Origin of the sequence: Kineosporia sp. R_H_3, assembly GCF_002198675.1 — a bacterium.
In the GTDB taxonomy this organism is placed as follows: Bacteria; Actinomycetota; Actinomycetes; order Actinomycetales; family Kineosporiaceae; genus R-H-3.
In genome coordinates this window covers 1-21,287 of the sequence record NZ_MWLL01000118.1, presented here as the reverse complement: position 1 = coordinate 21,287, position 21,287 = coordinate 1, and the positions used below count along the sequence as shown (strand labels likewise).

The 21,287-nt window shown below is 74.9% G+C and carries 25 protein-coding genes, 1 tRNA gene and 1 pseudogene; 10 read left to right on the top strand and 17 right to left on the bottom strand.

The genetic code is table 11. The annotated features are described in order from the left end of the window. Positions 1-229: 229 nt before the first annotated feature. From ECOMGDLI_RS11805 to ECOMGDLI_RS11790, 4 genes are all read right to left on the bottom strand, one after another. Positions 230-1,057, bottom strand: a complete 828-nt coding sequence (locus ECOMGDLI_RS11805; RefSeq protein ID WP_088317033.1) for a hypothetical protein — start codon at positions 1,055-1,057, stop codon at positions 230-232. Continuing rightward, on the bottom strand, positions 1,050-1,538 hold the full coding sequence (locus tag ECOMGDLI_RS11800; RefSeq protein ID WP_158220980.1) for an RNA polymerase sigma factor: 489 nt from the start codon (positions 1,536-1,538) through the stop codon (positions 1,050-1,052). Before ECOMGDLI_RS11800 ends, ECOMGDLI_RS11805 begins: the two co-directional genes overlap by 8 nt. Positions 1,539-1,807: 269 nt before the next feature. Beyond that, the gene (locus ECOMGDLI_RS11795; protein WP_198954785.1) at positions 1,808-2,164 is read right to left on the bottom strand and encodes a hypothetical protein; all 357 of its coding nucleotides are present in this window, start codon (positions 2,162-2,164) and stop codon (positions 1,808-1,810) included. Beyond that, positions 2,161-2,817, bottom strand: a complete 657-nt coding sequence (locus ECOMGDLI_RS11790) for a hypothetical protein (RefSeq protein WP_088317031.1) — start codon at positions 2,815-2,817, stop codon at positions 2,161-2,163. The genes ECOMGDLI_RS11795 and ECOMGDLI_RS11790 overlap by 4 nt, the downstream gene beginning before the upstream one ends. Before the next feature lie 317 nt (positions 2,818-3,134). Between ECOMGDLI_RS11790 and ECOMGDLI_RS11785 the strand changes: the two genes are divergently transcribed. Both ECOMGDLI_RS11785 and ECOMGDLI_RS11780 read left to right on the top strand, forming a co-directional pair. Continuing rightward, complete coding sequence (locus ECOMGDLI_RS11785) at positions 3,135-3,548, top strand: hypothetical protein (protein ID WP_088317030.1); 414 nt, start codon at positions 3,135-3,137, stop codon at positions 3,546-3,548. A gap of 239 nt (positions 3,549-3,787) precedes the next feature. Beyond that, positions 3,788-4,276, top strand: a complete 489-nt coding sequence (locus ECOMGDLI_RS11780) for a hypothetical protein (RefSeq protein ID WP_143447663.1) — start codon at positions 3,788-3,790, stop codon at positions 4,274-4,276. Between the two features lie 99 nt (positions 4,277-4,375). On the opposite strand, the gene ECOMGDLI_RS11775 is transcribed toward ECOMGDLI_RS11780, so the two are convergent. Beyond that, positions 4,376-4,449, bottom strand: a tRNA-Gly gene (locus tag ECOMGDLI_RS11775). Positions 4,450-4,534: 85 nt separating this feature from the next. Further along, positions 4,535-4,993, bottom strand: a complete 459-nt coding sequence (locus tag ECOMGDLI_RS11770) for a hypothetical protein (RefSeq protein ID WP_143447662.1) — start codon at positions 4,991-4,993, stop codon at positions 4,535-4,537. A 77-nt stretch (positions 4,994-5,070) separates the two neighbouring features. On the opposite strand from ECOMGDLI_RS11770, the gene ECOMGDLI_RS11765 reads away from it, so the two are divergent. After that, positions 5,071-5,619: an MOSC domain-containing protein gene (locus tag ECOMGDLI_RS11765; RefSeq protein WP_088317027.1), complete on the top strand. Its 549-nt coding sequence runs from the start codon at positions 5,071-5,073 to the stop codon at positions 5,617-5,619. Positions 5,620-5,658: 39 nt separating this feature from the next. Here the strand turns inward: ECOMGDLI_RS11765 and ECOMGDLI_RS11760 are convergent, their stop codons facing one another. Then, the gene (locus ECOMGDLI_RS11760; RefSeq protein WP_198954784.1) at positions 5,659-6,600 is read right to left on the bottom strand and encodes an LD-carboxypeptidase; all 942 of its coding nucleotides are present in this window, start codon (positions 6,598-6,600) and stop codon (positions 5,659-5,661) included. A 53-nt stretch (positions 6,601-6,653) separates the two neighbouring features. On the opposite strand from ECOMGDLI_RS11760, the gene ECOMGDLI_RS11755 reads away from it, so the two are divergent. Further along, entirely contained in the window at positions 6,654-7,229 is a 576-nt protein-coding gene (locus ECOMGDLI_RS11755; protein WP_088317026.1) for a dienelactone hydrolase family protein, read from the top strand. Between the two features lie 49 nt (positions 7,230-7,278). Then, positions 7,279-8,049, top strand: coding sequence for a DUF2510 domain-containing protein (locus tag ECOMGDLI_RS11750; RefSeq protein ID WP_088317025.1), 771 nt, complete (start codon positions 7,279-7,281; stop codon positions 8,047-8,049). A gap of 12 nt (positions 8,050-8,061) precedes the next feature. Here ECOMGDLI_RS11750 and ECOMGDLI_RS11745 read toward each other — a convergent pair whose 3' ends face one another. The 8 genes from ECOMGDLI_RS11745 to ECOMGDLI_RS11710 all read right to left on the bottom strand — a co-directional run bounded on the left by ECOMGDLI_RS11745 (position 8,062) and on the right by ECOMGDLI_RS11710 (position 15,844). Then, the gene (locus tag ECOMGDLI_RS11745; RefSeq protein ID WP_088317024.1) at positions 8,062-8,649 is read right to left on the bottom strand and encodes a hypothetical protein; all 588 of its coding nucleotides are present in this window, start codon (positions 8,647-8,649) and stop codon (positions 8,062-8,064) included. Positions 8,650-8,692: 43 nt separating this feature from the next. Beyond that, positions 8,693-9,148: a hypothetical protein gene (locus tag ECOMGDLI_RS11740; RefSeq protein WP_088317023.1), complete on the bottom strand. Its 456-nt coding sequence runs from the start codon at positions 9,146-9,148 to the stop codon at positions 8,693-8,695. A gap of 57 nt (positions 9,149-9,205) precedes the next feature. Beyond that, positions 9,206-10,225 carry an N-acetylmuramoyl-L-alanine amidase gene (locus ECOMGDLI_RS11735; protein ID WP_088317022.1) on the bottom strand — a complete coding sequence of 340 codons (1,020 nt, stop codon included), beginning with the start codon at positions 10,223-10,225 and terminating at the stop codon, positions 9,206-9,208. A gap of 114 nt (positions 10,226-10,339) precedes the next feature. Next, the gene (locus ECOMGDLI_RS11730) at positions 10,340-11,134 is read right to left on the bottom strand and encodes a putative protein N(5)-glutamine methyltransferase (RefSeq protein WP_088317021.1); all 795 of its coding nucleotides are present in this window, start codon (positions 11,132-11,134) and stop codon (positions 10,340-10,342) included. Further along, on the bottom strand, positions 11,131-11,502 hold the full coding sequence (locus ECOMGDLI_RS11725) for a cupin domain-containing protein (protein WP_088317020.1): 372 nt from the start codon (positions 11,500-11,502) through the stop codon (positions 11,131-11,133). Before ECOMGDLI_RS11725 ends, ECOMGDLI_RS11730 begins: the two co-directional genes overlap by 4 nt. Positions 11,503-11,556: 54 nt before the next feature. Continuing rightward, complete coding sequence (locus ECOMGDLI_RS11720) at positions 11,557-11,865, bottom strand: hypothetical protein (RefSeq protein WP_088317019.1); 309 nt, start codon at positions 11,863-11,865, stop codon at positions 11,557-11,559. Positions 11,866-11,938: 73 nt separating this feature from the next. Further along, a complete protein-coding gene (locus tag ECOMGDLI_RS11715) occupies positions 11,939-12,532 on the bottom strand; it encodes a calcium-binding protein (RefSeq protein ID WP_088317018.1) in 594 nt (197 codons plus the stop codon). 81 nt (positions 12,533-12,613) lie between these two features. Next, positions 12,614-15,844 (bottom strand): BTAD domain-containing putative transcriptional regulator, encoded by a 3,231-nt coding sequence (locus ECOMGDLI_RS11710; RefSeq protein WP_088317017.1) that lies wholly within the window; start codon positions 15,842-15,844, stop codon positions 12,614-12,616. Between the two features lie 154 nt (positions 15,845-15,998). On the opposite strand from ECOMGDLI_RS11710, the gene ECOMGDLI_RS11705 reads away from it, so the two are divergent. Both ECOMGDLI_RS11705 and ECOMGDLI_RS11700 read left to right on the top strand, forming a co-directional pair. Next, positions 15,999-16,418 (top strand): hypothetical protein, encoded by a 420-nt coding sequence (locus ECOMGDLI_RS11705; RefSeq protein WP_088317016.1) that lies wholly within the window; start codon positions 15,999-16,001, stop codon positions 16,416-16,418. Positions 16,419-16,514: 96 nt separating this feature from the next. Beyond that, the gene (locus ECOMGDLI_RS11700; RefSeq protein ID WP_088317015.1) at positions 16,515-17,207 is read left to right on the top strand and encodes a GNAT family N-acetyltransferase; all 693 of its coding nucleotides are present in this window, start codon (positions 16,515-16,517) and stop codon (positions 17,205-17,207) included. Positions 17,208-17,226: 19 nt separating this feature from the next. Here the strand turns inward: ECOMGDLI_RS11700 and ECOMGDLI_RS11695 are convergent, their stop codons facing one another. Further along, positions 17,227-18,027: a hypothetical protein gene (locus ECOMGDLI_RS11695; protein ID WP_143447661.1), complete on the bottom strand. Its 801-nt coding sequence runs from the start codon at positions 18,025-18,027 to the stop codon at positions 17,227-17,229. A 179-nt stretch (positions 18,028-18,206) separates the two neighbouring features. On the opposite strand from ECOMGDLI_RS11695, the gene ECOMGDLI_RS11690 reads away from it, so the two are divergent. After that, positions 18,207-19,466, top strand: coding sequence for a serine hydrolase (locus tag ECOMGDLI_RS11690; RefSeq protein WP_088317013.1), 1,260 nt, complete (start codon positions 18,207-18,209; stop codon positions 19,464-19,466). Here ECOMGDLI_RS11690 and ECOMGDLI_RS11685 read toward each other — a convergent pair. Continuing rightward, entirely contained in the window at positions 19,445-20,353 is a 909-nt protein-coding gene (locus ECOMGDLI_RS11685; RefSeq protein ID WP_088317012.1) for a DMT family transporter, read from the bottom strand. The genes ECOMGDLI_RS11690 and ECOMGDLI_RS11685 overlap by 22 nt on opposite strands. A 142-nt stretch (positions 20,354-20,495) precedes the next feature. Between ECOMGDLI_RS11685 and ECOMGDLI_RS11680 the strand changes: the two genes are divergently transcribed. Together ECOMGDLI_RS11680 and ECOMGDLI_RS11675 are read left to right on the top strand one after the other, a co-directional pair. Then, positions 20,496-20,771, top strand: a complete 276-nt coding sequence (locus ECOMGDLI_RS11680; protein WP_088317011.1) for a GlsB/YeaQ/YmgE family stress response membrane protein — start codon at positions 20,496-20,498, stop codon at positions 20,769-20,771. Between the two features lie 154 nt (positions 20,772-20,925). Next, a pseudogene (locus tag ECOMGDLI_RS11675) lies at positions 20,926-21,287 on the top strand (hypothetical protein); the annotation flags it as partial.

Here is a 21,287-nt window from a genome sequence, read left to right as displayed (position 1 = left end):
AGAGGTTCAGTCTGTCCGCTCTCAAGACGGATTCCCATCTCGCCGGGTTCCGAGCGGGCTCGGCTCATTGTCGCAGGTCAGAAGCCGCTTGAGCGGAGCAGGGAACCGAGCGACTGATCGCAACGAAACGCCTTCCACTGACCGTTCGTGACCTCTTCAGCCCCTTAGAAGTTGCACGTTGTCGCACATCTTGTGCAGGCACGACGTCGCAGCGATCTCGTGGGCTTCGCTACGGCAGTGGCCATCGTCGTGGAGCGTCGCAGAAGGCTCTCGTGCGGGCCGATGGCGGGACGCAGGTGCCGTCGATGAGTGCCCGTTGGCCGAGTGGCGCGCTCAATGTGACCTCGTAGGGGACTTGGTCATTGCCTGGGCACGGGTGGGGTCCGGGATCGATGGGGACCACGGTGAAGGTGACCACGACTTCTTCTGCGGTCTCGACGACCGCCGGTGCGAAGACTTCACCCGTCACGCCTCCGGAGCATCTGATCCGGGAGACGAGGGCCGTGAAGGTCCGATCGTCAGCACCCGGCGGGCGAGACTCGTCCACCCTCCAGGTGGCCGGGTCTCCCGCTACGGGAGGAGTGCGGGGGGCCGGCGTCGTGTCGGAGACGGGGACGAGCGTGACGGCCCAGCCCGCGGCGGCGCCTACGCAGGCCTTCAGGGCGCCAGCGTTGTGCCGACCGGTGACTCGGCCGCCGTACTGCTCTGGGTAGCTGTCGCGCAGCCCAACCTGCGAGATGCCGGGCAGGGCGAGGCACTTGTTCACGGCGACACGGCCGGGAGCCGGCGGATTAGTCGGGTCCGTGGCCTGAACGGAGAAGTCGAACAGGTCGCGGTCGCCGGCCGCGGCAGTGTGCGACGGGGCTGTGCTGCCGTTCGTGACCATGCTCGGGACGATGGCGATGGCTGCCACGGCCAGCGCCGACACGACCGCAGCTGCCCCCGTGCGGCGACGGTTGCGGGCTCGTCGGCGTGCCGTGAGCACCGCGAAGGGCGGCGCCACCGTCGGCGTGTGGATAGCGATCTCGGCCTGGACGGCCTTGTGCAGTTCAGACATGGTCGCTCAGGTCCTCTCGCAGCAAGGGGATCAGGGCGGCCCGGGCTCGCGACAGACGCGACTTCACCGTCCCCTCGGGGATGTCGAGCTGGCGGGCGATCGCGGCCACGTCCAGGCCCAGGTCCTGCAGGACGATCACTGCACGCTGTGGCCGCGGAAGGGAGGCCAGCGCACGACGAAGATCGACGCCGTCACCGGACGGAGCCGGCACGTCCGGACCCGGACCGTGCCTCAGCGCGGCCTTGATGCCGTTCAGAGCCTTCCGCCGCCGGTTACTCACGTACCCGAGTGCGACCTTGCGCACCCACGCTTCCGGGTCGTCGTAGCGAGCCACCTTCGGCCACTGGCCCATCAATCGCACGAAGGCGTCCTGCACCGCTTCCTCGGCCTCGTGCCTGTCGCCGCAGACAGCACCGACTACACCGACAAGGCGCGAGTACGCCGCTGCGTACAACTCACGCAGCCCCTGATCGTCGGTCACTGCTCTGCCCCCACATCGTCTAACCCCCGCGAGCAGGCCTATCGGTTCCATACGCAACAGGCGTGCTGCCCTGCCCTACCTGCGAGCGTCGCTGCCGATCAAAGCAGATGGCGGTGGGGCACTGAATGCCGCCAGCCCTAGCAGCGGACAGTCGCCTATGGATGGCGACGGCGACCGCTGACCAGCAGGTTGAGAACAGGCTTGCGCTGCAAGCACTAGTGCACGGCGGTAGGCACTCCTGTGGTCTCGCGATGAGACGCGCCAATCCGTCACCTACCCCATCGCTGTTGGGCTGCTTGGCGGGTGGTGCCGAGTCGGGTGGCGATCTCGCCCCAGGAGTAGCCGAACGCTCGGAGGCCGGTGACGGCGGTCTGGGTGGCGGTGTCGACCTCGGCGGCCAGGCGTAGGAGGTCGGCCAGGGCGTCGACGTCGCCGTCCGCGACCCGGCGGGCGTGGGCCCGGATGACCCGGGTAGCGAATGCGGCGTAGTCGGTGTTCTCCACCTCGGCCCGGCTCCGCTTCCGGCCCCTTGTCGAGGCCGCCGGCAGCTCACTCGTGGCGCTGTCGGCGGTGCCGTCGGGCGTCAAGGTGGTCTTGACGGTGTCCTGGGTGGCGGGCTGGTTCATCGGGTCGCCTCCGTCCCGGCGCCGAGCAGGTCCAGCAGGTCCAGCTGCGCGTCCAGGCCCGCGTGCAGGATCGCCTCCGCGGCGTCCCGGGCTGCCCGGTGCAGGCGGCTCTGTTCCTCCCACGACGGACCCTCGACCTCGTTGACGTCCTCGCCCTGACCGTCGTCCTCGGCGTCGCGGTGGCGGTCCTGGGCGTCGATCGCGGCGAGCAGGCAGGCCCGGTGCGCGGCGGTCGCGTCGATGACGGCGTAGGCGCGGTCGTGGGTGAGCCGGTCCAGCACGTGCCCGATCAGGGTGGTGACGGTGATGGTCCCGGCCCGGCGGACCTGCCCGGCCGCGCGGGAGGCCCGGACCTTGACCTCGACCCGGCCACCTCGGGTGGACCATTGCCAGCCGTCGCCGGCGCCGCCGCGCATCCCGGCGGTGATCTGTGCGCGGAGCTCGGTGAGGCGTCGGGTCCGGTCGGCTGGCGTCGACAGCCATGCCCGGGCGATCGCCGCGACCTCCCACGGCGCCCAATACGCCGTCGCGATCCGGGCGACCTCGACGTGCGTGAGTGGGTGCCGGGCCGGGACCGTCTTCGCCCGCCTCCGCGCCGTCCGGGACGCTCTCGCGGTCTTGCTGATGGTGCCGATGGGGTGCCTGCTGGTCATGGTGTCCTCCCGGGGTGGGCGTGGCGGCAAGGGGAGTCATTTCCCCTTTGCCGACAGGCGGGAGGTACCTCGCCCGGAGAGGCTCGCCATCAACCCCCACCCGCCTCGAGAACCGACCCTGCGCAGGTGCGGGAGCACCTTCCCCGACCACCCCGCCCAGCTGGGGGTTGATGGGGAGACCGGGCGTGGTACCGGAAGGTGAGCCGCGAGACCGGGGTGATCGGCCGCGCGTTACACCGGCGAGTTCACGGCACGTCCCGCGCGAGCCGATCGGAAGACGCGATGCTTGGTCATCTATGGGTGGTGAGGAGCGGTCGATGGCCGACGGAGACGACGAGCTGCTGCGGTTCGCGGAGGGACTCGTGCGGCAGGTTCGGGACGAGGCAGTCGAGATCTGTGACGTCCTCATCGACGGCCGCATGAAGGGGTGGCAGGGCGACCGGTGGAAACAGCGGGTTACCGCTGCAGAGGTCCAGGACGCGCTGCGCGAGTTGATGCCCGACATCGTCGATGCGGCCATCGCCGTACTGCTGGACAAGGCTGACAACGCCGTGTTGCCGCTGGCCTGGCAGCAGTCGGACGGCTCGTACGTGCCTCTGCGGGAGCTCGGCCGGTCCGAGATGCTCGGCTGGTGGGCAGGCGGCGAAGGAGGATGGTTGGACCGCTTCGCGCGACAGCGCTGGAACGATGACTTCCCGCCGGGCTATCCGGTTGGCAGCGCGCCGGCGTAGCGAGCTCGGCTCAGTGTGGCGTGGACAGAACGCACGGCCCCCGGCTCCGCTAGGCCTTCGTCTTCGCCGCGCGCGCCGGGCCGGAGCGGAGCGGGAGGCAGAGGCGCGCGCCGGCGGCCGCGCAGCGGCCGCCCTTGATGCCACGCTGGACGCCAGTCGGGATCCGAGGGGACGTGGTCGACGTGCGGCGTAGTCGCCGAGTGGCCTGGGGAGCGGCCTGCGGCCTCATCCTGATCCTCATGGCCGTCGGCGCCTACCAGCTGCTGGTGTTGGGGTCGAACAGCGGACGGGCACCGGCGGCGAACGCCCGCCCCGTCCCGTCGACCCCATCTCCGAGGCAAGACCTCGTGCCGTTATGTGGGGTCGAAGCGGTCTCGGTCAGCGTCAACCACACCCTGACGATCTCGGTGCGGAACACGACATCTAGCGCCTGCGCACTCGTCGGAGCTCCGCCGGTCTCCATGCTCGTGGGGAGGGTCGACGGTCCGGTGCCGAGCACTACCCGCATCGAGTTGGGCCCGGGCGAGACCTTCGTCCAGCCGCAACCGGCGGTGGAAGGAGCTTCGGCATGCAAGCGACCCATCTCGGGCGGCGTCGTCGGCACCGGCCACCTCACCGTGTCCGTGGCGGGCGGCGTGAAGTCCGTCCGCCAACCTTCCGATGTCTCCGCCATCGCAGTGGTCAACTGCCTCGTCATCGAGCGCAGTCCGGGCAGGGTCGTGGTGTGACCAGGACTACGGGCACGTAGCGGGCACGACGGGCAACGACAGCGCCCCGGAACGACGAAGCCCCAGGTCGGAAAGTGCTTCTGACCTGGGGCTTTCGGTTGGAGCGGGTGACGGGAATCGAACCCGCACTGTCAGCTTGGGAAGCTGATGTTCTACCATTGAACTACACCCGCGAACACGGCCCCGAAGGGTCGAGCGGGGTCAGCCTACCAAGCGTCGAGGGCAGTTCGCGCCCCGGTTGCGGGGCCGTCTGTGGCGTCAGCCGCCCGTGACCTCCTCGACGCCCGCGACGCTCCACCAGTAGCCCGTGCGGCACTCCTGCGCCGGCGGGCTGACCCAGTCGAGGCGGTCGAGCCACTCGGTCTCGGGGCCGCCCTGGTCGCCGGACCCGCCGACGACGATCGTGTCGCCGTCGACGAGGCTCAGGTCGCCGTCGTCGCGGTCGCGGTAGGTGACCGTCCGCGTGGCCGGGTCCCAGGAGACGCGGTCGGACTCCCAGACCAGGGTCACGAGCCGGCCGCGGGCGTCGCGCAGGTGGACGCAGGTGTCGGTGACGACCAAGGTGCCCTCGTTGGCCGCGTCGCCACTGCCCTCCAGCGGGCGCTGGACCGCGAGCGGGCCGAACGACGCGGCGTCGTCCCCGCACCCGGCGAGCGCCCCGCACACGACGAGGACGACGAGGCCGAGCGACCGCACCGCCGCACCTCGATGATCCACGGGGACCACGGTACGGACGACGGGAGCACGGGGAAACTCGTTGCCCGCGGACGCCGGTCCGTCCGTAGGGTCGAGACGTGACAGCAGACCCGCGCGTCGCGGCCGTGCACCGGGACGCCGCCCACCGCTTCAGCAAGGTGACCGTGGACGCCGTCCGCCTCCTCGAAGGCCTCGGCGTCGACGGTGACGCGCACGCCGGGGTCACCGTGCAGCACCTGTCCCGGGTCCGGGCCGACCCCACGCAGCCGAACCTGCGGCAGGTGCACCTCATCGCCGCCGAGCTGCTCGACGAGCTGCGGGAGAACGGGTTCGACGTCCTGCCGGGTGCGCTCGGGGAGAACGTCACGACGTCCGGGGTCGACCTGCTCGGCCTGCCGACCGGCACCCTGCTGCACCTCGGCGCGGACGCCGTCGTCGAGGTCACCGGGCTGCGGAACCCGTGCGTGCAGATCGACCGGTTCCGGCCCGGGCTGCTCAAGGAGGTCGTGCACACCGACGCCGCGGGCTCCGTCGTCCGGCGGGCCGGGGTCATGGGAGTCGTGCGCGCCGGCGGCGAGGTCAGGGCCGGGGACGGGATCGCGGTCGTGCTGCCGGCGGCGCCGTTCCGCGCGCTGGAACGGGTCTGACCGGCAGGGTCAAGCCCGCAGGGTCAGCCCGCAGCAGCGTCAGCTCACCGCTGCCGTCACCGTGAGGGTGCCGGCGTCGGCGTCCAGGGTCGCCGGCGTCCCGACGGGGACGGCGTGCGCGCCCTCCTCGTGACCGACGGGCAGGCCGCCGAGCACCGGGACGCCGAGCCCGTGCAGCCGCTCCCGGAGCACGTCGAGGACCGTCCAGTCGCCGGTGTCCCCCGGCGTCGGGTCGCACCGCGTGTACTGCCCGACGGCGACACCCGCCACCCCGTCGAGCCGCCCGCTCCTCGTGAGCATCGTCAGCTGCCGGTCGACCTGACCCAGCCCCAGCCCGACGGCCTCGAGCAGGAGGATCGCGCCGCGCAGCGACGGCAGCGCCCAGCCGGCCGCCGTCGCGACGAGGTCCTGGTTGCCGCCGAGCAGCATTCCGGTGGCCCGGCCGGTCGTCGTCAGCGCGGCGGTCGGGGCATCGGGCGCCGAGGCGAGGACGACGTCCGCGTCCGTGCGCACCGCGTCGAGGAACGCGCGCTCGGCGACCTCGCCGTCCCACGCTGCCACGGCAGGTGCACCGTGCAGGCCGGCCACCCCGGTGGCCTTCCACAGGGCGAGGTGGAGCACGGTGATCTCGCTGAAACCCACGAGCAGCGTGGGGTCGCGGCGGACGGCGGCCACGTCGAGCCGGTCGGCCAACCGGTAGGCGCCCTTGCCGCCCCGGGTCGCGACGACGGCCCGCACCGCCGGGTCCGCGAGCGCGTCGTTGAGGTCGGCGAGGCGGTCGTCGTCCGTCCCCGCGAGGAAGCCGTGCTCGTCGAGGGCGTGCCGCCCGACCGAGGCGCGCAGCCCCTGCTCCTCGAAGAAGCGCACGAGCGCCTCGACACCCTCGCGCGGCGGCGTGCTCGCCGGGGACACGAGGCGGACCAGCTCCCCGGGCCGCAGCCGCGGCGGCCGGACCAGCCTCACCTGCCGGGCGTCGTCCACCGGGCCAGCATCCCAGGGCGAGGGCCCGGCCGGTCGGGCATAGGCTCACCGGCATGGCCGAGGTCGTGCTCTTCCACCATGCGCTCGGGCTCACGCCCGGGGTGCTCGCGTTCGCGGACGACCTGCGGGCGGCGGGGCACGTCGTCCACACGCCGGACCTGTTCGCCGGCAAGACCTTCGACGACCTCGCCGACGGCATCGAGCACGCCGAGGAGGTCGGGTTCGACGTGCTGCTCGACCGCGGCCGGGAGGCGGTCGCGGACCTCACGCACGCCGTCGTCCACGCCGGGATGTCGCTCGGGGTGCTGCCCGCCCAGCTGCTCGCGCAGACGATGGACGGCGCCCGCGGCGCGGTCCTGCTGCACGGCTGCATCCCGCCGGAGGAGTTCGAGACCCCATGGCCGCAGGGCCTGCGGGTGCAGGTGCACACCATGACGGACGACGACCTCGGGGACGTCGACGTCGCGCGCGGCGTCGCGGCGACGGTCCCGACGGCCGAGGTCTTCGAGTACCCGGGGGACGCGCACCTGTTCACCGACCGGGGCACCGCCGACCACGACCCGGCCGCCGCGGCGCTCGTGCTGGAGCGGGTGCTCGCGTTCCTCGCGGCGCTCGACGAGACGGCCTGACCCGCGCGGACGCCGCCCTGCCCGGGCCCGGCGGGCGTACCGTCGTCCTGTGATCACGCCCGCCCCGCAGGCCGCCCGCAGGCGCACGCCGCTGCTGCGGCCGGCGATCGTCCTCGTCGTCCTCGGCGTGCTCCTCGGAGCCGTGTGCGGCATCCGGGTGGCGGTGCACGCCGTCCCCGTGGCCGTCGGCGGGGCCAGTGCGCCGCTGCTCACGGTGCCCGAGGAGGACTCCCGGCTGCTCGAGGCCACCGAGTACGCACTCCTCGAGGGCACCGGCACGCAGACATCCGTCGGCGGGGTGTCGACGTCGACGAACCGACCGACCTCGCTGACGCCGGCGGACGTGACCGTCACCGGCCCGGGCGGCGCCACGGTCCCCGTGCGGCCCACCGGGAACGGCACGGAGACGTTCACCCGCAACGGGGTCGTGTTCACCGCCTTCGCGTACGTCACCATCCCGGCCGCCGGGGAGTACACGATCGCCCTCACCGGGACGCCGGGCGCCCAGGTGCTCGTCAACCGGTCGATCTCGTCCGGCCTGCGCGGCATGCTGCCGTGGATCCTCGGCGGGGTCGCCGGCGGTCTCATGCTCGTCGTCGGGCTCGTCCTGCTGCTCGTCGCCCTCGTGCGCAGGCCGCGGGCCGTGCCGGTCGCACCGCAGGTCCCCCAGACGTTCCCCCAGCCGGTCGCGCCGCACGTCGAGCCGCCGGCCCGGCCCGCGGCGGCGGGCGCCCCGGTCCCCGGCTGGTACCCCGACCCCGGCCGGGCCGGCGGGCTGCGCTGGTGGGACGGCGAGCGCTGGACCGACCAGTCGCGCTGAGGGCAGCAGCCCTCAGACCGGCCAGGGCACCAGCCGCCCGACGTCCGTCGACGTCGAGCGTGCGGCCTGCTCGAGCGCGTGGCGCGCCGCGACGACGTCGCCCGCCGCAGCGACGGTCCGGTCGGCGGCCCAGCGCTGCCACGACCGGTAGGCCTTGACGTGGTGGCCGGACGGCGTGTGCACCTGCATCGAGGTCACGAGGAGCCGCCGCTCCAGGGCGTCGGCGGCGGACCGGTCCGCCGCGGGCACGACGTACGCGTCGGTGGCGTCGACCTCGGCGAGCAGGCCGGCCGCGGCGGCCGGGAGCCGCCGCAGCTGCCAGGGCTCCCGCGCCGCACCGACGGCGGCCACGGCGGGCCAGAGCCGCCTCGCCACGAGCGTCTGCTTGGCGCGCAGCAGCCGGACCGTCGCGACGTCGTCCTCGAGCTCACCGAGCGCGTTGTAGATCGCGTTCGCCAGCGGGTGCGACCACCACGACCCCGCGACGGGGCCGCCCGTCACGACCTCCGTGACGCACGGCAGGGCAGCGTCGTGCACGAGCAGCAGACCCGCCCGTTCGACCGCGTCGAGGATCTGCGCCGCCACCAGGCTGCCGGTCACCGGAGCACCCGATCCGCCACCCGCGCCTCCGACGCCGGCGTGACTACTGCGGCAGCGTGACCGCGCCCGGCGTCGTCCCGGGGACGTTGCCCGAGACCGTGACGTCGACCTCGACCGTCGACGCCGCGAGCGCGGACCTCACGGCGTCGGCGACCATCGTCGTGATCGAGGTCTGCAGCGTCGCGAGCGCCGCCTCGACACGGTCGAGCGCGGCGCGGGTGGCGGCGGTGTCGGCGGCGGTCTTCGTGAGCGTCGCGGACAGCGCCGTGACGGCCGTCTGGAGCTGGGCGACACCGGCCTTCGCGGCGGCCGAGTCCGTCTTGGCGCTCGCGCTGCTCGTCTTCGCGGCGTTCGCCGCGTCGACCGCCTTCTGGGTGTTCTCGTAGATCCCCGTGATGACGGACTGCGCCGTCCAGAACGGGTTGTCGGGCGTCATCCACGAACCCTTGATCTTGTCCGTGGTCCAGACGGCCTTCCAGATCTCGTCGGCGGTGGCCACCGGTGTCCTCCAGGTTCGGGTCGGGGTTCGGGTCGCGTTCGGGTCGGAGAGAGCGGGTCAGCGGGGGTGCGGGGCGGAGCCCGTCGCGGACGACGGGTTCGTGGCAGGCGGGACGGCGGCCGCCGAGCGGGAGCGGACGGTGACGCGGACCCGGACCCGCGAGGTCTCGACGGCGGCCTTGACCGCCTCGGCCATCGACGTACGGACCGAGGCCTGAAGGGCTGCGAGCGTCGCCTCGCTGCGGTCGGCCGCCGCCCGGGTCTGCGCGGCGTCGGCCGCGACGGGCGTCGCCGTCGCACCGAGGGCCGCCGCCGTACCGCGCAGCGTCGTCGCGGCCGCAGTGGTCGCCCTGGCGTCCGCCGCGGCGGCGGGCAACGCGCGCGCGGCGGCCTTCGCGGCGTCCGCGGCCTTCACCTGGTCCTTGAACGTGGTGACGACGACGCTCTGCGCCGCCCACGTCGGGTTGTCGGGCGTCATCCACGAGCCCTTGACGGCGTCCCGGGCCCAGACCGCGGAGAAGATCTGGGCCGGCGTCCCGACCGGGACCGTCGCGGGCGCCTTGAGCACCTTCGTGACCCGGGCGCGGAAGTCCGGCATGGAGAAGTTCGGGTCGCTCTTGCGGCCGACCGGGTAGCAGACCTCCTTGTGCCCGAGCACCCGGGACACCGTGAGGTCGTAGGCGCGCACGAGAGCGGCGCAGAGCTCGCCGTAGGCGTCCATCTGGACGGCGGGCCACGGGTCCACGCCCGTCGCCTCGGCCTCGATACCGATCGCGTAGGCGTTGGCGTACGACGAGCTGCGGACCTGCCCCGCGTGGTAGGCGAGCCCCGCGGCGATGACGTACACGGTGCCGTCCCGCCCGAGCCCGAGCTGGCTCAGCGGCCCGGACAACCCGGGCCGGCCGTTCGTGATGACGTTGAGGGAGGGCATGTTGCCCTTCTTCGGCCCGGCCGTGTGGTGGCAGACGATCGTCTTCACGGCGGTCATCGGGCCGTGGCCACGGCGCTTCCAGCCCCGCACCTCGACGACGTCGAGGCCCGCGGCGCGGCAGATGTCGGCAAGCCTGGTGAGGTACACGGCCGTCTCGTCGCTCGGGACTCCGGCACCGGGGCCGGACGGACAGTCGACGACCCTAGCGCCGAAGATCCGCACGCACCGGGCATCCGGGTGATCCGGCGGGGTTCACTAAGGTCACGGCCCCGGCGCGGTCGCCACGACGACGGTCGCCTCGAGGTCCTCGTCGTGGACGACGGCCGGCCGCAACCCGTGCCGCGCGAACGCCTCGACCGCCACCGGGGCCTGCGCCCGCGTCGTCTCGACGAGGACGGCGCCGCCCGGCGCGAGCCAGGACGGCGCGAGCGCGGCGACCCGGCGCTGCACGTCGAGACCGTCGGGACCGCCGTCGAGCGCGACCCGGTTCTCGTGCACCCGCGCCTCGACGGGCATCGTCGCGACGGCGGCCGTCGGCACGTAGGGAACGTTCGCGACGAGGACGGCGACCCGCCCGCGCAGCCCTGGCGGCAGCGCGGCGTCGAGGTCGCCCTCGTGCACGTGGGCCGCCGGCACGAGGGTCGCGAGGTTCGCCCGCGCGCACGCCGTCGCCGCCGGGTCGACGTCCGCCGCGTGCAGCTCGACGCCGGGGACCCGGGTCGCGACGACCAGCCCGAGCGCACCGCTGCCGCAGCACAGGTCGACGACGACGTCACCCGCCGCGGCGCGCGAGACCGCCTCTGCCGCAAGGAGCTCCGAGCGCACCCGCGGCACGAAGACACCCGGCGCGACACCCACCCGCAGGCCGCAGAACAGCGCCCAGCCGAGCACGTGCTCGAGCGGTTCCCCCGCGCTGCGGCGGGCCACGAGCGCGTCGAGCACCGCCCCCGAGGCCTGGCCTAGCAGGAGGTCGGCCTCCTCCTCGGCGAAGACGCAGCCCGCGGCGCGCAGCCGGCGGACGACGTCGCCCGCGACGTCTGCTCCGACCTCGGTCACGCGGGTCGGGCCTCGCGCCGCGGTGCGGTGAGCGCGCCGGGGTTGTCGCCGGTGTTCACCGTCTCGCGCGGCTCCAGCAGGAGGATGTCCGCGCCGTCCGGTGCGTACGGCTGGTGGTGCACGCCCCGGGGGACGACGTACAGCTGCCCGGGGCCGAGGGTGACGTCCCCGTCGTCCAACCGGATCGTCAGGCTGCCGGACAGCACGAGGAACAGCTCGTCGGTCTCCGGGTGGCTGTGCCGGGTGAACTCGCCGCGGGTGTGGACCACGCGCACGTCGTAGTCGTTGACGGTGCTCACGGTGCGCGGCGACCACGTCTCGTCGAAGGAGGCGAGGACGGCCGCGAGGTCGATGCCGGAGGCTGCCATGGCCCCAGCATCACACGGCGCCACCGCGCGGGTCAGGGCCGTGCCGGCCGTCGTTCAGCGCCGCGGACGGCGGGCGAGGCCGCGGCGCGCGATCGACATGAGGACGGCGCCGGCCGCGGTGACGAGGGCCCCGAGCCACACGAGCGGCCGCTCCCGGACGAGCAGCCCCACGGCGAGGACGGCGATCCCGGACGCCTCGACGAGCGCGGCCGTCGAGCGCCGCCGGACGTCCCGGACGTCCCGCACGAGCCCCGGCTCGGTGGAGAAGAGCATCCGGCCGCGGCGGACCTGCACGAGGCTCACGAGGACGACGGCCACCGCGACCGCGAGCAGGGCCACGGTGGTGACGACGCGGACGGGCACACGCCGACCCTACGCGGGCCCGGTCCGGTCCGGGGCCTCGGACCGGACCGGACCCTGCCGGACGCGGGCCCCGTCAGTACCAGGTCCCGCAGCAGTGCTTGGCCGTCGACCAGTCCGCCGGCGGATGGGGGTTCTCGGCCTCGCCGGTGGAGTTGTTCTCGTAGACGAACTCGTCGACGCCGTCCCCGCCGTAGAAGTAGTCCCACTGCCAGCCCTCGAGCCAGGGGCCGGAGAACCCGAGGTCGTCGCCGTCGCCGCCGAACATGAGATCGGCATCGTCCCCGCCGGCGATCTCGTCGAGCCCGTCCTGGCCGTCGAGGGTGTCCGAGCCCCGGTCGCCGAAGATCACGTCGCCGGCGGGGCCGCCGTAGACGGTGTCGTCGCCCTCGTTGCCGTGGATGGTGTCCTTGCCCTCGTCCCCGTAGATGACGTCGTCACCGCCGAGGCCCCGGATCGTGTCGTCCCCGCCGAGCCCGCAGATGACGTCCGGGCCCTCGGTCCCGACAAGGGTGTCGGGACCGGACGTGCCGACGATGGCCTTGGGCAGGGCGGGGCAGGCGACCGCGGGGGCGGCCGCGGCGGCTCCCGGGGTCAGGACGGCGGCGGCGCACAGCGCCGCCACCGCGACGAGGGTGACGGCGGGCGGCCGTCGGCGGGTCGTGGTCATGACGGTCCTCCGGGCTGTTGCGCGGCGTCCCTGGCGGCGCCGCACCTGGCGAGGAGCCTCCTCGGGGCCGTCAGCACCGCATCACAACACCGAGCGTGACCGGCCGGGATCCTCCGGGAGCCGGACCGCGGCCGGCCGCGGACCGCGCGGCCGGGCGGCCAGCACGTCGGACGGGGGCGTCGGTGCGTCGATGTGCTCCATGGCGTGCGTCCAGCGGTCGAACGCCCGCCGGGCCTCCCCGTGCCGGCCTGCGGAGACGAGGGTCCGGACAAGACCGTGGTGCGCGGACTCGTCGTACGGGTCGGCGGCGAGCAGCCGCACGAGGTCACGGACCGCGGCGTCGACATCGCCCGCGCCACGGCACAGCCGGGCGTGGCGGCGCAGCGACCGCAGCCACGCCGCCCGGACCTCCTCGCGCAGCCCGTCGGCCCACGCCTCGTAGGGCTCGTCGTCGAAGGCGTCGCCGCGGTACAGCGCGTCGACCTCGGCGAGCAGGTCCAGAGCACGCTCCTCGTCCCCCTCGGCGAGCACGTCCTCGGCGTGCGCGGCGTCCCGGAGCAGCTCCTCGGCGTCGACGACGACGTTCGACAGGTCGAGCGAGAGCCCCAGGGTGTCCGCACGGACGTAGCGGTCCGGCGGCCACGCCTTGGCCGGGTCGAGCACCCCCCGGACGACGGACAGCAGCACCGAGAGCCGGTGCGCCGTCCGCTGCGGGTCGTCGTCCGGCCAGAGCAGCTCGCAGATCTCGCCGCGCGGGACGGGCCGCCCCCGCCGGGCGACGAGCACCTTGACGAGGGTGCGGGCCTGCCGCGAGCGCCACGCGGCCAACGGCACGGCGCGGCCCGCGGCGCGCACCTCGAAGCCCCCGAGCACCTGCACCTGGAGCGGGGCGGTGAGGTCCTCACCCGGCAGCGGCCCGGTGTCGGCGATGCCGATGCCCAGCACCGCCAACCGGGTCGCGGCGTCCCGGGCGGCGGCCCGGTCGCGGCTCGTGGCCGCCGGCAGCCGCCCGAGGAGCACGAGGACCCGGTCGGCGGCGGGCGTCGCGCCCGCCTTCGTCCACAACGCGTGCGCCTCGCCGAGCGCCGCTCGCGCGGCGGCGGTGTCCCGGCTCGCCGCAGCGAGGAGCTCGAGCGCGTGCGCCAGGTCGACGAGCGAGCGCCGTTCCCGGGCGAGCGCGAGCGCGGACGCCGCCGCCCCCGCACCGGCGTCGAGGTCCCCGCGGGCCAGCGCGAGCCAGCCACGGACGACCTCGACCTCGGCGCGCAGGTCCGCGGGCGCGACCCGGTCCGCCTCGTCGACGAGGGCGCCCGCCGCCTCGGCGTCCACGGGCCGGCCGTCCGCGCCCGCGTCGAGCAGCAGCCAGGCGAGGCTGCTCAGCGCGGACGTCAGCTCTCGGGTCTGGGCCCGTTCCCGAGCCAGGTCGACGGCCTCCTCGAACGCCATCCGCGCGTGCTCGCGCCGGCCGAGGACGCGGGCGACCCACCCCAGCACGAGGATCGCGGACGAGGCCCGGGCGACCCCGGCCCGGCGGCACGTGAGCAGCGCACGTTCGGCGTGGAAGACCGCCTCGTCGAAGCGACCGACCCGGCGCAGCGCCTCGGCGAGGTTCGCCTGCGCGGCGATGAGCAGCCCGGGCGGGGCGCCGGCCTCCGCCGCCCGCAGCGCCGCCGACCCGACCTCGCCCGCCTCGGCGAACCGGGCCCGGGAGAGCAGGGTGAAGGTCTGGTTGACGAGCACCCGGGCGAGCGTGACGACGTCCCCGGCCGCGGCGGCCGCCTCGCCGGCGAGGCGCAGGTGCTCCTCCCGGGCGTCTCCCTCTGCCGCACCGGCCGCCACGAGATGCGCGGCCGCCAGGGCGCGGGGCTGCCCGCTGCGCTCGGCCCGGGAGACGGCCCCGGCGACGAGCCGCCCGATGCCCTCGGCGTCGCCGAGCGCGAAGAGCGCCGCCATCTCCGCGGCCGCGAGCAGGACCGCCTCGACGTCGTCGCCGTCGTCGCCGTCGTCGCCGTGGCGGATGCTCCCCGGCACCTGCCTGCACACCTCGACCGCCGCCTGCGGGCTGCCCGTCATGTAGTGCACCATCGCGACCCGCCAGGCGAGGTCCGGCGGCCAGTGCCCGACCTCGTCGGCGGCCTCGGCGAGCGGCAGCAGCGTGCGCAGCGCGCCACGGGCGTCCCCGGCCATCCGCCGGGCGTCGCCGACGACGAGCCGCAGCCGCCGTGCATCGGGACCGGAGGCATCCGTACCCTCCGGGTCAGCCGCGTCGAGCAGGTCGCCGGCGATCTCGACGACGGCGGCCGCCCCGCCACCGGCGAGGATGGCGTCCCCGTGGTCGACGACGAGGCGGGCGGCCGCGACGGGCTCGTCCGCGACCCGGAGCAGCCGGGCCGCGAGCAGGGGCCGGCCGCGCGCGGCGAACCAGTCGGCGGCGGACCGCGCCGCGGCCACGACCTCGCCCCCCGGCGGCGCGGGCCGCTCGGCACGCACAGCGGCGGCGAGCGCGGGCACGACGGCGACCGGGACGACGTCCGTGTCGTCCTGCGCGCGGGCAGGTCCGGGCAGCGGCAGGTCGGTCGGCCGGAGCAGGCCCGTCACGGTGAGCCGCCGGACGGCGTCGGCGGCGTCCTCGCCCACGGCCTCCCGCAGGAGCGCAGGAGCCACCGGGCCGACCCGGACGGCGCGGTCGAGAACGTCGAGCGCCGTGGCGTCCAGGCCGGTGAGCACGCGGTCGGCGAGCCAGTGCCGGCACGGGGAGTCCGCGGCCGCGAGCCGGGCCCGGACGTGGCCGGCGTCGGCACCGGGCGTCGCGGCGACGTCCGCGGCGAGGTGCACGAGAACGGGCCAGCCGGCGGTCGCGGCGTGGACGGCGTCCGCGACGTCGAGGTCGGTGACGCCGTGCTCCTCGCGGAGCACCCGCGCCGTGCCCTCGACGGTCAGGGCGAGGTCGGCAGCGCAGCGGACGAGGACGGGGCGGCGCAGCGCCGTCCGCACGGCCACGTCGAGCGGGCGGGTCGTCGCGAGCACGACCCGGACGCCGGGGGGCAGGTCCGCGAGCAGCCCGGCGAGCGCGATCCGGTCGGCGTCGTCGAGGCCGTCGACGTCGTCGACGAGGAGCCGCCCGACGTCCGCGTCGACCGCCCCGGCCGCGAGGAGGGCACGCGCCCCGACGAGCAGGGGGCCGGCGCTCCCGGGCCCGGCCGGCTCCTCGGCGAACCGCTCGAGCGCGGTCGTCCGGCCGTACCCGGGCGCGGCGACGAGCACGACGACGCCCCGGGCGCCGCCGGACGTGCTCCGTGCACCGGCCGCCATCGCTGTCTCCTCACGGTGGCCCCGACCCTGCAGAGGAGAAGATCAGCGTGAGGATACCCACGCTGACCAGGCGCTGACGTCGTCCTGAGCGGCCGGGAGCAGCCTGCCGGAGTCGCGGCCCGCCCCGGGCCGCCGTCCGCGCCAGGAGGACGTCGTGCTCATCAGGACACCCGAGTCGTGGCCGGCGCCTCTCGCCGCCGCCGTCGCGATGCTCGTGCTCGCCGCGCTCGACCTGCTCGGTGCGGTCGCCGCGAAAGAGGCGGTCGTCCGCCGCTCGCCGGCGTTCGCCGTCGGCGGTGCTCTCGTCTTCGTCGTCCTGTTCTGGGTCTACGCGAGCAGCCTCCAGTACGCCGAGCTGGCCGTCGTCACCCTCGGCTGGATCGTCGTGCTCCAGATCGGGGTCGTGCTCGTCGACGTCCACCGGTACGACGCCCCCGCGCCGGCCCGCACCTGGGTGGTCGTCGCGGTCCTCGTCGCCGCCCAGGCCTACCTGCTCCTCGGCGCTCCCGCGCCGGCGGGCCGGGACCCCGCCGGGGCACAGGAGACGCACAGCGCAGCCGCACCGCCCACATAACCGGCACCCGTCTCCTGGGCAGGAGCGCGGGCCGCGCCGGGCCGGGTCCCCCTCACCCGGTCTGCGCGGCCCGCGCCCGTCGGGGAGGATGCGCACGTGCCCACGACTGCGACCGCCGAGGTGGTCCCCGAGACGCTCGCCGCCCACCTCACCCGCTGGGCCGGTGCCTGGCCGCCCGCGGAGCCGCTGCACGTCGTGGCGAACCCGCGGGCCGCGCAGCCCCGGTGGGACGGCGCGCAGGCCCCGGCCGTCGGCGTCATGACCGAGACCGGCTGGGCCGTGCTCGGGGTCGACCCGACGGCCGCCGCGCGGGTGGCGGAGTTCGCGGCCGTCAAGGGCGACGTCGACGCCGTCCTCGGCGCGCTGCCCGACCTGCTCGGGCTCCCCGGGACCGGCGGGCGCGGCTCCTTCCGCTGGACGACGGACCCGGCGCCGTTCGAGGACGCCGGCATCTGGCTGCCCCGCGAGGACCCGCGGGTGCCGCCGTGGCTGCGGCCGTTCAACGACGACGTGCTCGTCGTGCTCGACGGCGACACGTACGTCGCGGGCGTCGGCATCAAGAAGCACGACGAGTTCGGCCACGAGATCTCGGTCGGCACGCAGGAGGAGGCCCGCGGGCGGGGCCTCGCGCGCCGCCTCGTCAGCCAGGCCGCCCGCCGGATCCTCGACGAGGGCCGGGTGCCGACCTACCTGCACGCCCCGGACAACGTCGCCTCGGCGAGGGTCGCGCAGGCCTGCGGGTTCGCCGACCGCGGGTGGTCCGTGCTCGGGTTCTTCCCCGCGCGCTGACCGGTCCTGCGGACGACGGTCAGAACGTGTGCGGTGCCAGGCCGCCGTCGTGGAGGTCGTCCGGGCCGGCCGCGGTCAGGTCGCCCGCGACGACGTTCTCGTCGTAGCTCGGGTCGTAGCCGTAGCGCCCGGTGCGGGGGTCGTCGTCGAACCAGTCGTCGGCGGGGCGCAGCGCGGCCGAGAGGTCGATCTCCACGGCGCCCACAGGCTCCGTGCCGACCTCCGCGGAGGCCGGACGGCGGGCGGCCGGGATGTGCCCGACGACGAACGCCGCGACGTCCGCGGCCTCGACGGCGCGCCGGGCGGCGTCCCTGACCTGCTCCGCGTCGGGCGCGGCGGCGGCCTCTGCTGCGGCGGCCTCTGCGGCCGCGTCCTGGGCGACGTTCGCGGCCAGGTGGGCGGCCCGGACGGCCGCGTCCGCGGCAGCCTCGGCGGCGTCCGCGGCGAGCTCCTCGGCGACGGCCTCGAGGACCGGCAGCGACTCGTGCGGCTCGGCGTACCAGGCCCGGCGGGCCGCCTCGTCCCGCGCCTCGAGGTCACGGGCGACGAGCCCCGCGGTCACGTACGACGAGACGGCGTGCGAGACGAGGGCACCGACGAACGCGACGCCGCCGACGACGAGGAGGCGGGCGACGAACGGCCGGGACAGCACCGGCTCGGCGACGACCATCCCCGCGCAGGACGCGGCGACGAGGCCGGTGGTCCACCACAGCACGTTCGCGGCGCTCGCGAGCAGCCGCACCCAGGCCGGCCGAAGGAGCAGGACGTCGGGCGGCGGGACCAGGGACCAGCTGTCCCGCGCCACCTCGCTCGTAGTCACGGCACCACGATGCAGCAACACATGGTGATTGTGTGACTACTTTCTGAAATCGTCCAGGAATCCTCCGAACGGGTCCCACGACCTCGCCCGCGCGCCGCCGCCGGGACCTCCTACTGTGACCCGGACTGCACCGACACCCGGACGGCGAGACCGCCCGCACGCGCGACCCGAGGAGCGGCATGCCCGAGCTGACCGTGGAGCAGGACCCGGCGGACGTCGGCGTCGACGCCGCCCGGCTCGCCCGCGCGGACGCCGTCCTCGACGGGTACGTCGACGCCGGCCGGCTGCCCGGCTACGTGCTCGTCGTCGCGCGCCGCGGCAGCGTCGTCCACGTCGGTGCGGGCGGCCGGCGCCACGTCGAGGAGGACCTGCCCGCCACGCCCGACACCCTGTGGCGGATCTACTCCATGACCAAGCCGGTCACGTCGGTCGCCGCGATGATGCTCTACGAGGCCGGCGGGCTCGACCTCAACGACCCGGTGAGCCGGTACCTGCCGGCGTTCGCGGACATGCGCGTCTTCACCGGGGGCACCGACCTGCGCCCCGCGACGGCACCCGCCACCGAGCCGGTCCGGGTCTGGCACCTGCTCACGCACACCGCCGGCCTCACGTACGGCTTCGCCCGGATGCACCCCGTCGACGCGATGCTCCGCGCCAAGGGCTACGAGTGGGGCGCACCGCCGGACACCGACCTCGCCGCCGCCGTCGACACCTGGGCCTCGCTGCCGCTGCTCTTCGAACCGGGCACCCGCTGGAACTACTCCTACTGCACCGACGTGCTCGGCAGGCTCGTCGAGGTCGTCTCCGGGCAGTCGCTCGACACCTTCTTCGCCGAGCGCATCCTCGGCCCGCTCGGGATGTCCGAGACCGCCTTCTACGCGGGCTCGCCGGAGCACCCGGACGGCGCGGGCGGCGCCGGCGGGCTCGACCGGCTCGCCCGGCTGTACCTCGCCACCGGCGCCGGGATGGCCCCCGGCGACTCGCTCGGCCGCGCCGTCCACACCCCGCCGACCATGCTCTCGGGCGGCGGCGGCCTCGTCTCGACGGCGCACGACTACCACCGGTTCACCCAGTTCCTGCTGCGTCGCGGGGAGCTCGACGGCGTCCGGCTGCTCGGTCCGCGCACCGTCGACTACATGGCCCGCAACCACCTGCCCGGCGGCGCCGACCTCGACGCCTTCGGGACGCCGGTGTTCTCCGAGAGCCCGATGCGCGGGATCGGCTTCGGGCTCGGGTTCGCGGTCGTCGAGGACCCGGCCGCGCAGAAGAACCTCTCCACGAAGGGCGAGTTCAACTGGGGCGGCGCCGCGAGCACGGCGTTCTGGGTCGACCCCGCCGAAGAGCTCACCGTCGTCCTCATGACCCAGCTGCTGCCGAGCAGCACGCTGCCGCTGCGCCCGCAGCTGCGGCGGGCGGTCTACAGCTCGCTCGTGGACTGAGCCGGCGCCCGGTCCGGCGCGGCCGCGGCCGCCGACCGGCGCGTCGACAGCCACGAACCGAGCAGCACGAGCGGGAAGCCGACGAGGATGCCCGCCGTGAGCGGCTCGGAGAGCACCAGGACGCCGAGCACGATCGCGACGGCCGGGTTGAGGTAGGTGATGACCGTCGTCCGGGTCGGGCCGACCTCGGCGACGAGCGCGAAGAAGACGAGGAACGCCAGCGCGCTCGTGACGACCCCCAGGAAGACGATCGACCACCACACCTCGACCGGCACCGCACCGGGCTCCGCCGGACGGGTCACCCACGCGAAGGGCGCGTAGACGAGGGCGTTGAGGCCGAGCGCGCCGGCGGTGAGCGCCCGGCCGGGTACGCCGCCGAGGCGGGCCACCGCGATGACCGGCCCGAGCGCGTAGCAGAACGCGACGAGCAGGACGGCGAGGACGGCGAGCCAGTCGCCGCCCTGGACGTCGATCCCGACGAGCGCCGCGACGCCGGCCAGGCCGACGAGCAGGCCGGCGAAGCGTCGCCGGTCGAGCTGGTCCTCGAGGCGCAGCGACCACGCGAGCAGCGCCCCCATGAGTGGCACCGCGGCGACGAGCAGGCCGGTGAGGCTGCTCGTGATCCGGGTCTCGGCGTACCCGAGGCACCCCCACGGGACGGTGATCTCGACCGCGGCGAACGCGGCGACCCAGCGCCAGTGCCGCAGCAGCACGCGCACCTCGCCCGCGAGAACGACGAACGGCAGCAGGCAGGCGGCCGCGAGCGCGGACCGCAGGCACACCATGTACGCGGGCGCGACGTGCTCGACGGCGATCTTGATGAAGAGGTACGGGGTGCCCCACAGCAGCGACAGCGTGGAGAACAGGAGCCAGCCGCGTCGCGTCACGGCGGCACGCTAGCGGTGCCGCCGGACGGCGGACCGGCCGGGGAAAGAGATCGCCCCTGGGACGGCGTAAGTCCGGTGGCGCTGGGTACGGAGCGGTCAGCGGACCCCACGAGGGGGTCCGACGTCCCCTCAGGAGCCTTCAGTGACCGTCACCGGGATCATCACCGCCATCATCATCGGCGCCATCATCGGCGTCCTCGGGCGGGCCCTGGCCCCCGGGAAGCAGAACATCCCGATCTGGCTGACGATCGTCGTCGGCATCATCGCGGCCTTCATCGGCACCGCGATCGCGCAGGCGTTCGACGTCTCGTCGACGAACGGCATCGACTGGATCGAGCTGCTCTTCCAGGTCGTCGTGGCCGCCGTCGGCGTGACCCTCGCCGCCAACCTGTACGGCCGCAACCGCGTCCACCACTGACGGTCGCCCCGCTGCGCGGGGTACCGGAGAACCGACGGCGCGGCCCGGGAACAACTCCCGGGCCGCGTTCGTCGTGCAGGGCAGGGACGGTCGGCGGGCGGAGATGGAGGCCTTCGTCCGCCGGCCGTCCACCGTCGCAGCGAGGGGGAGTCGCGTGAGGCGAAGGCGCACAGCGCTGCCGTCGGCGACCCCCCGGCGCCGGACGACGCTCCCCGCGCTCCTGCTCGCCGCGCTCGCGACGCTCGTCGGAGTCGTCGCCGCCCCCGCGGCGCAGGCGGCCGCCCCGGCGGCGGTCACCGGCTCGCAGGGCCCCAAGGGCACGTCGACCGGGTCGGCGTCCGCGGCCACCCCGGGGACGACGCACCGCACGGCCCGCAGCTCGGTCCGCAGCTCGGCCGGCAGCACCGTCGGCAGCACAGTCGGCAGCACCGTCGGCGCCGTCGCCGCCCAGCTGGCCCCGCGCACCTCCCACGTCGCGCCGTCCGCCGGCACAGGCCCGGACGGCGCGCACCAGCT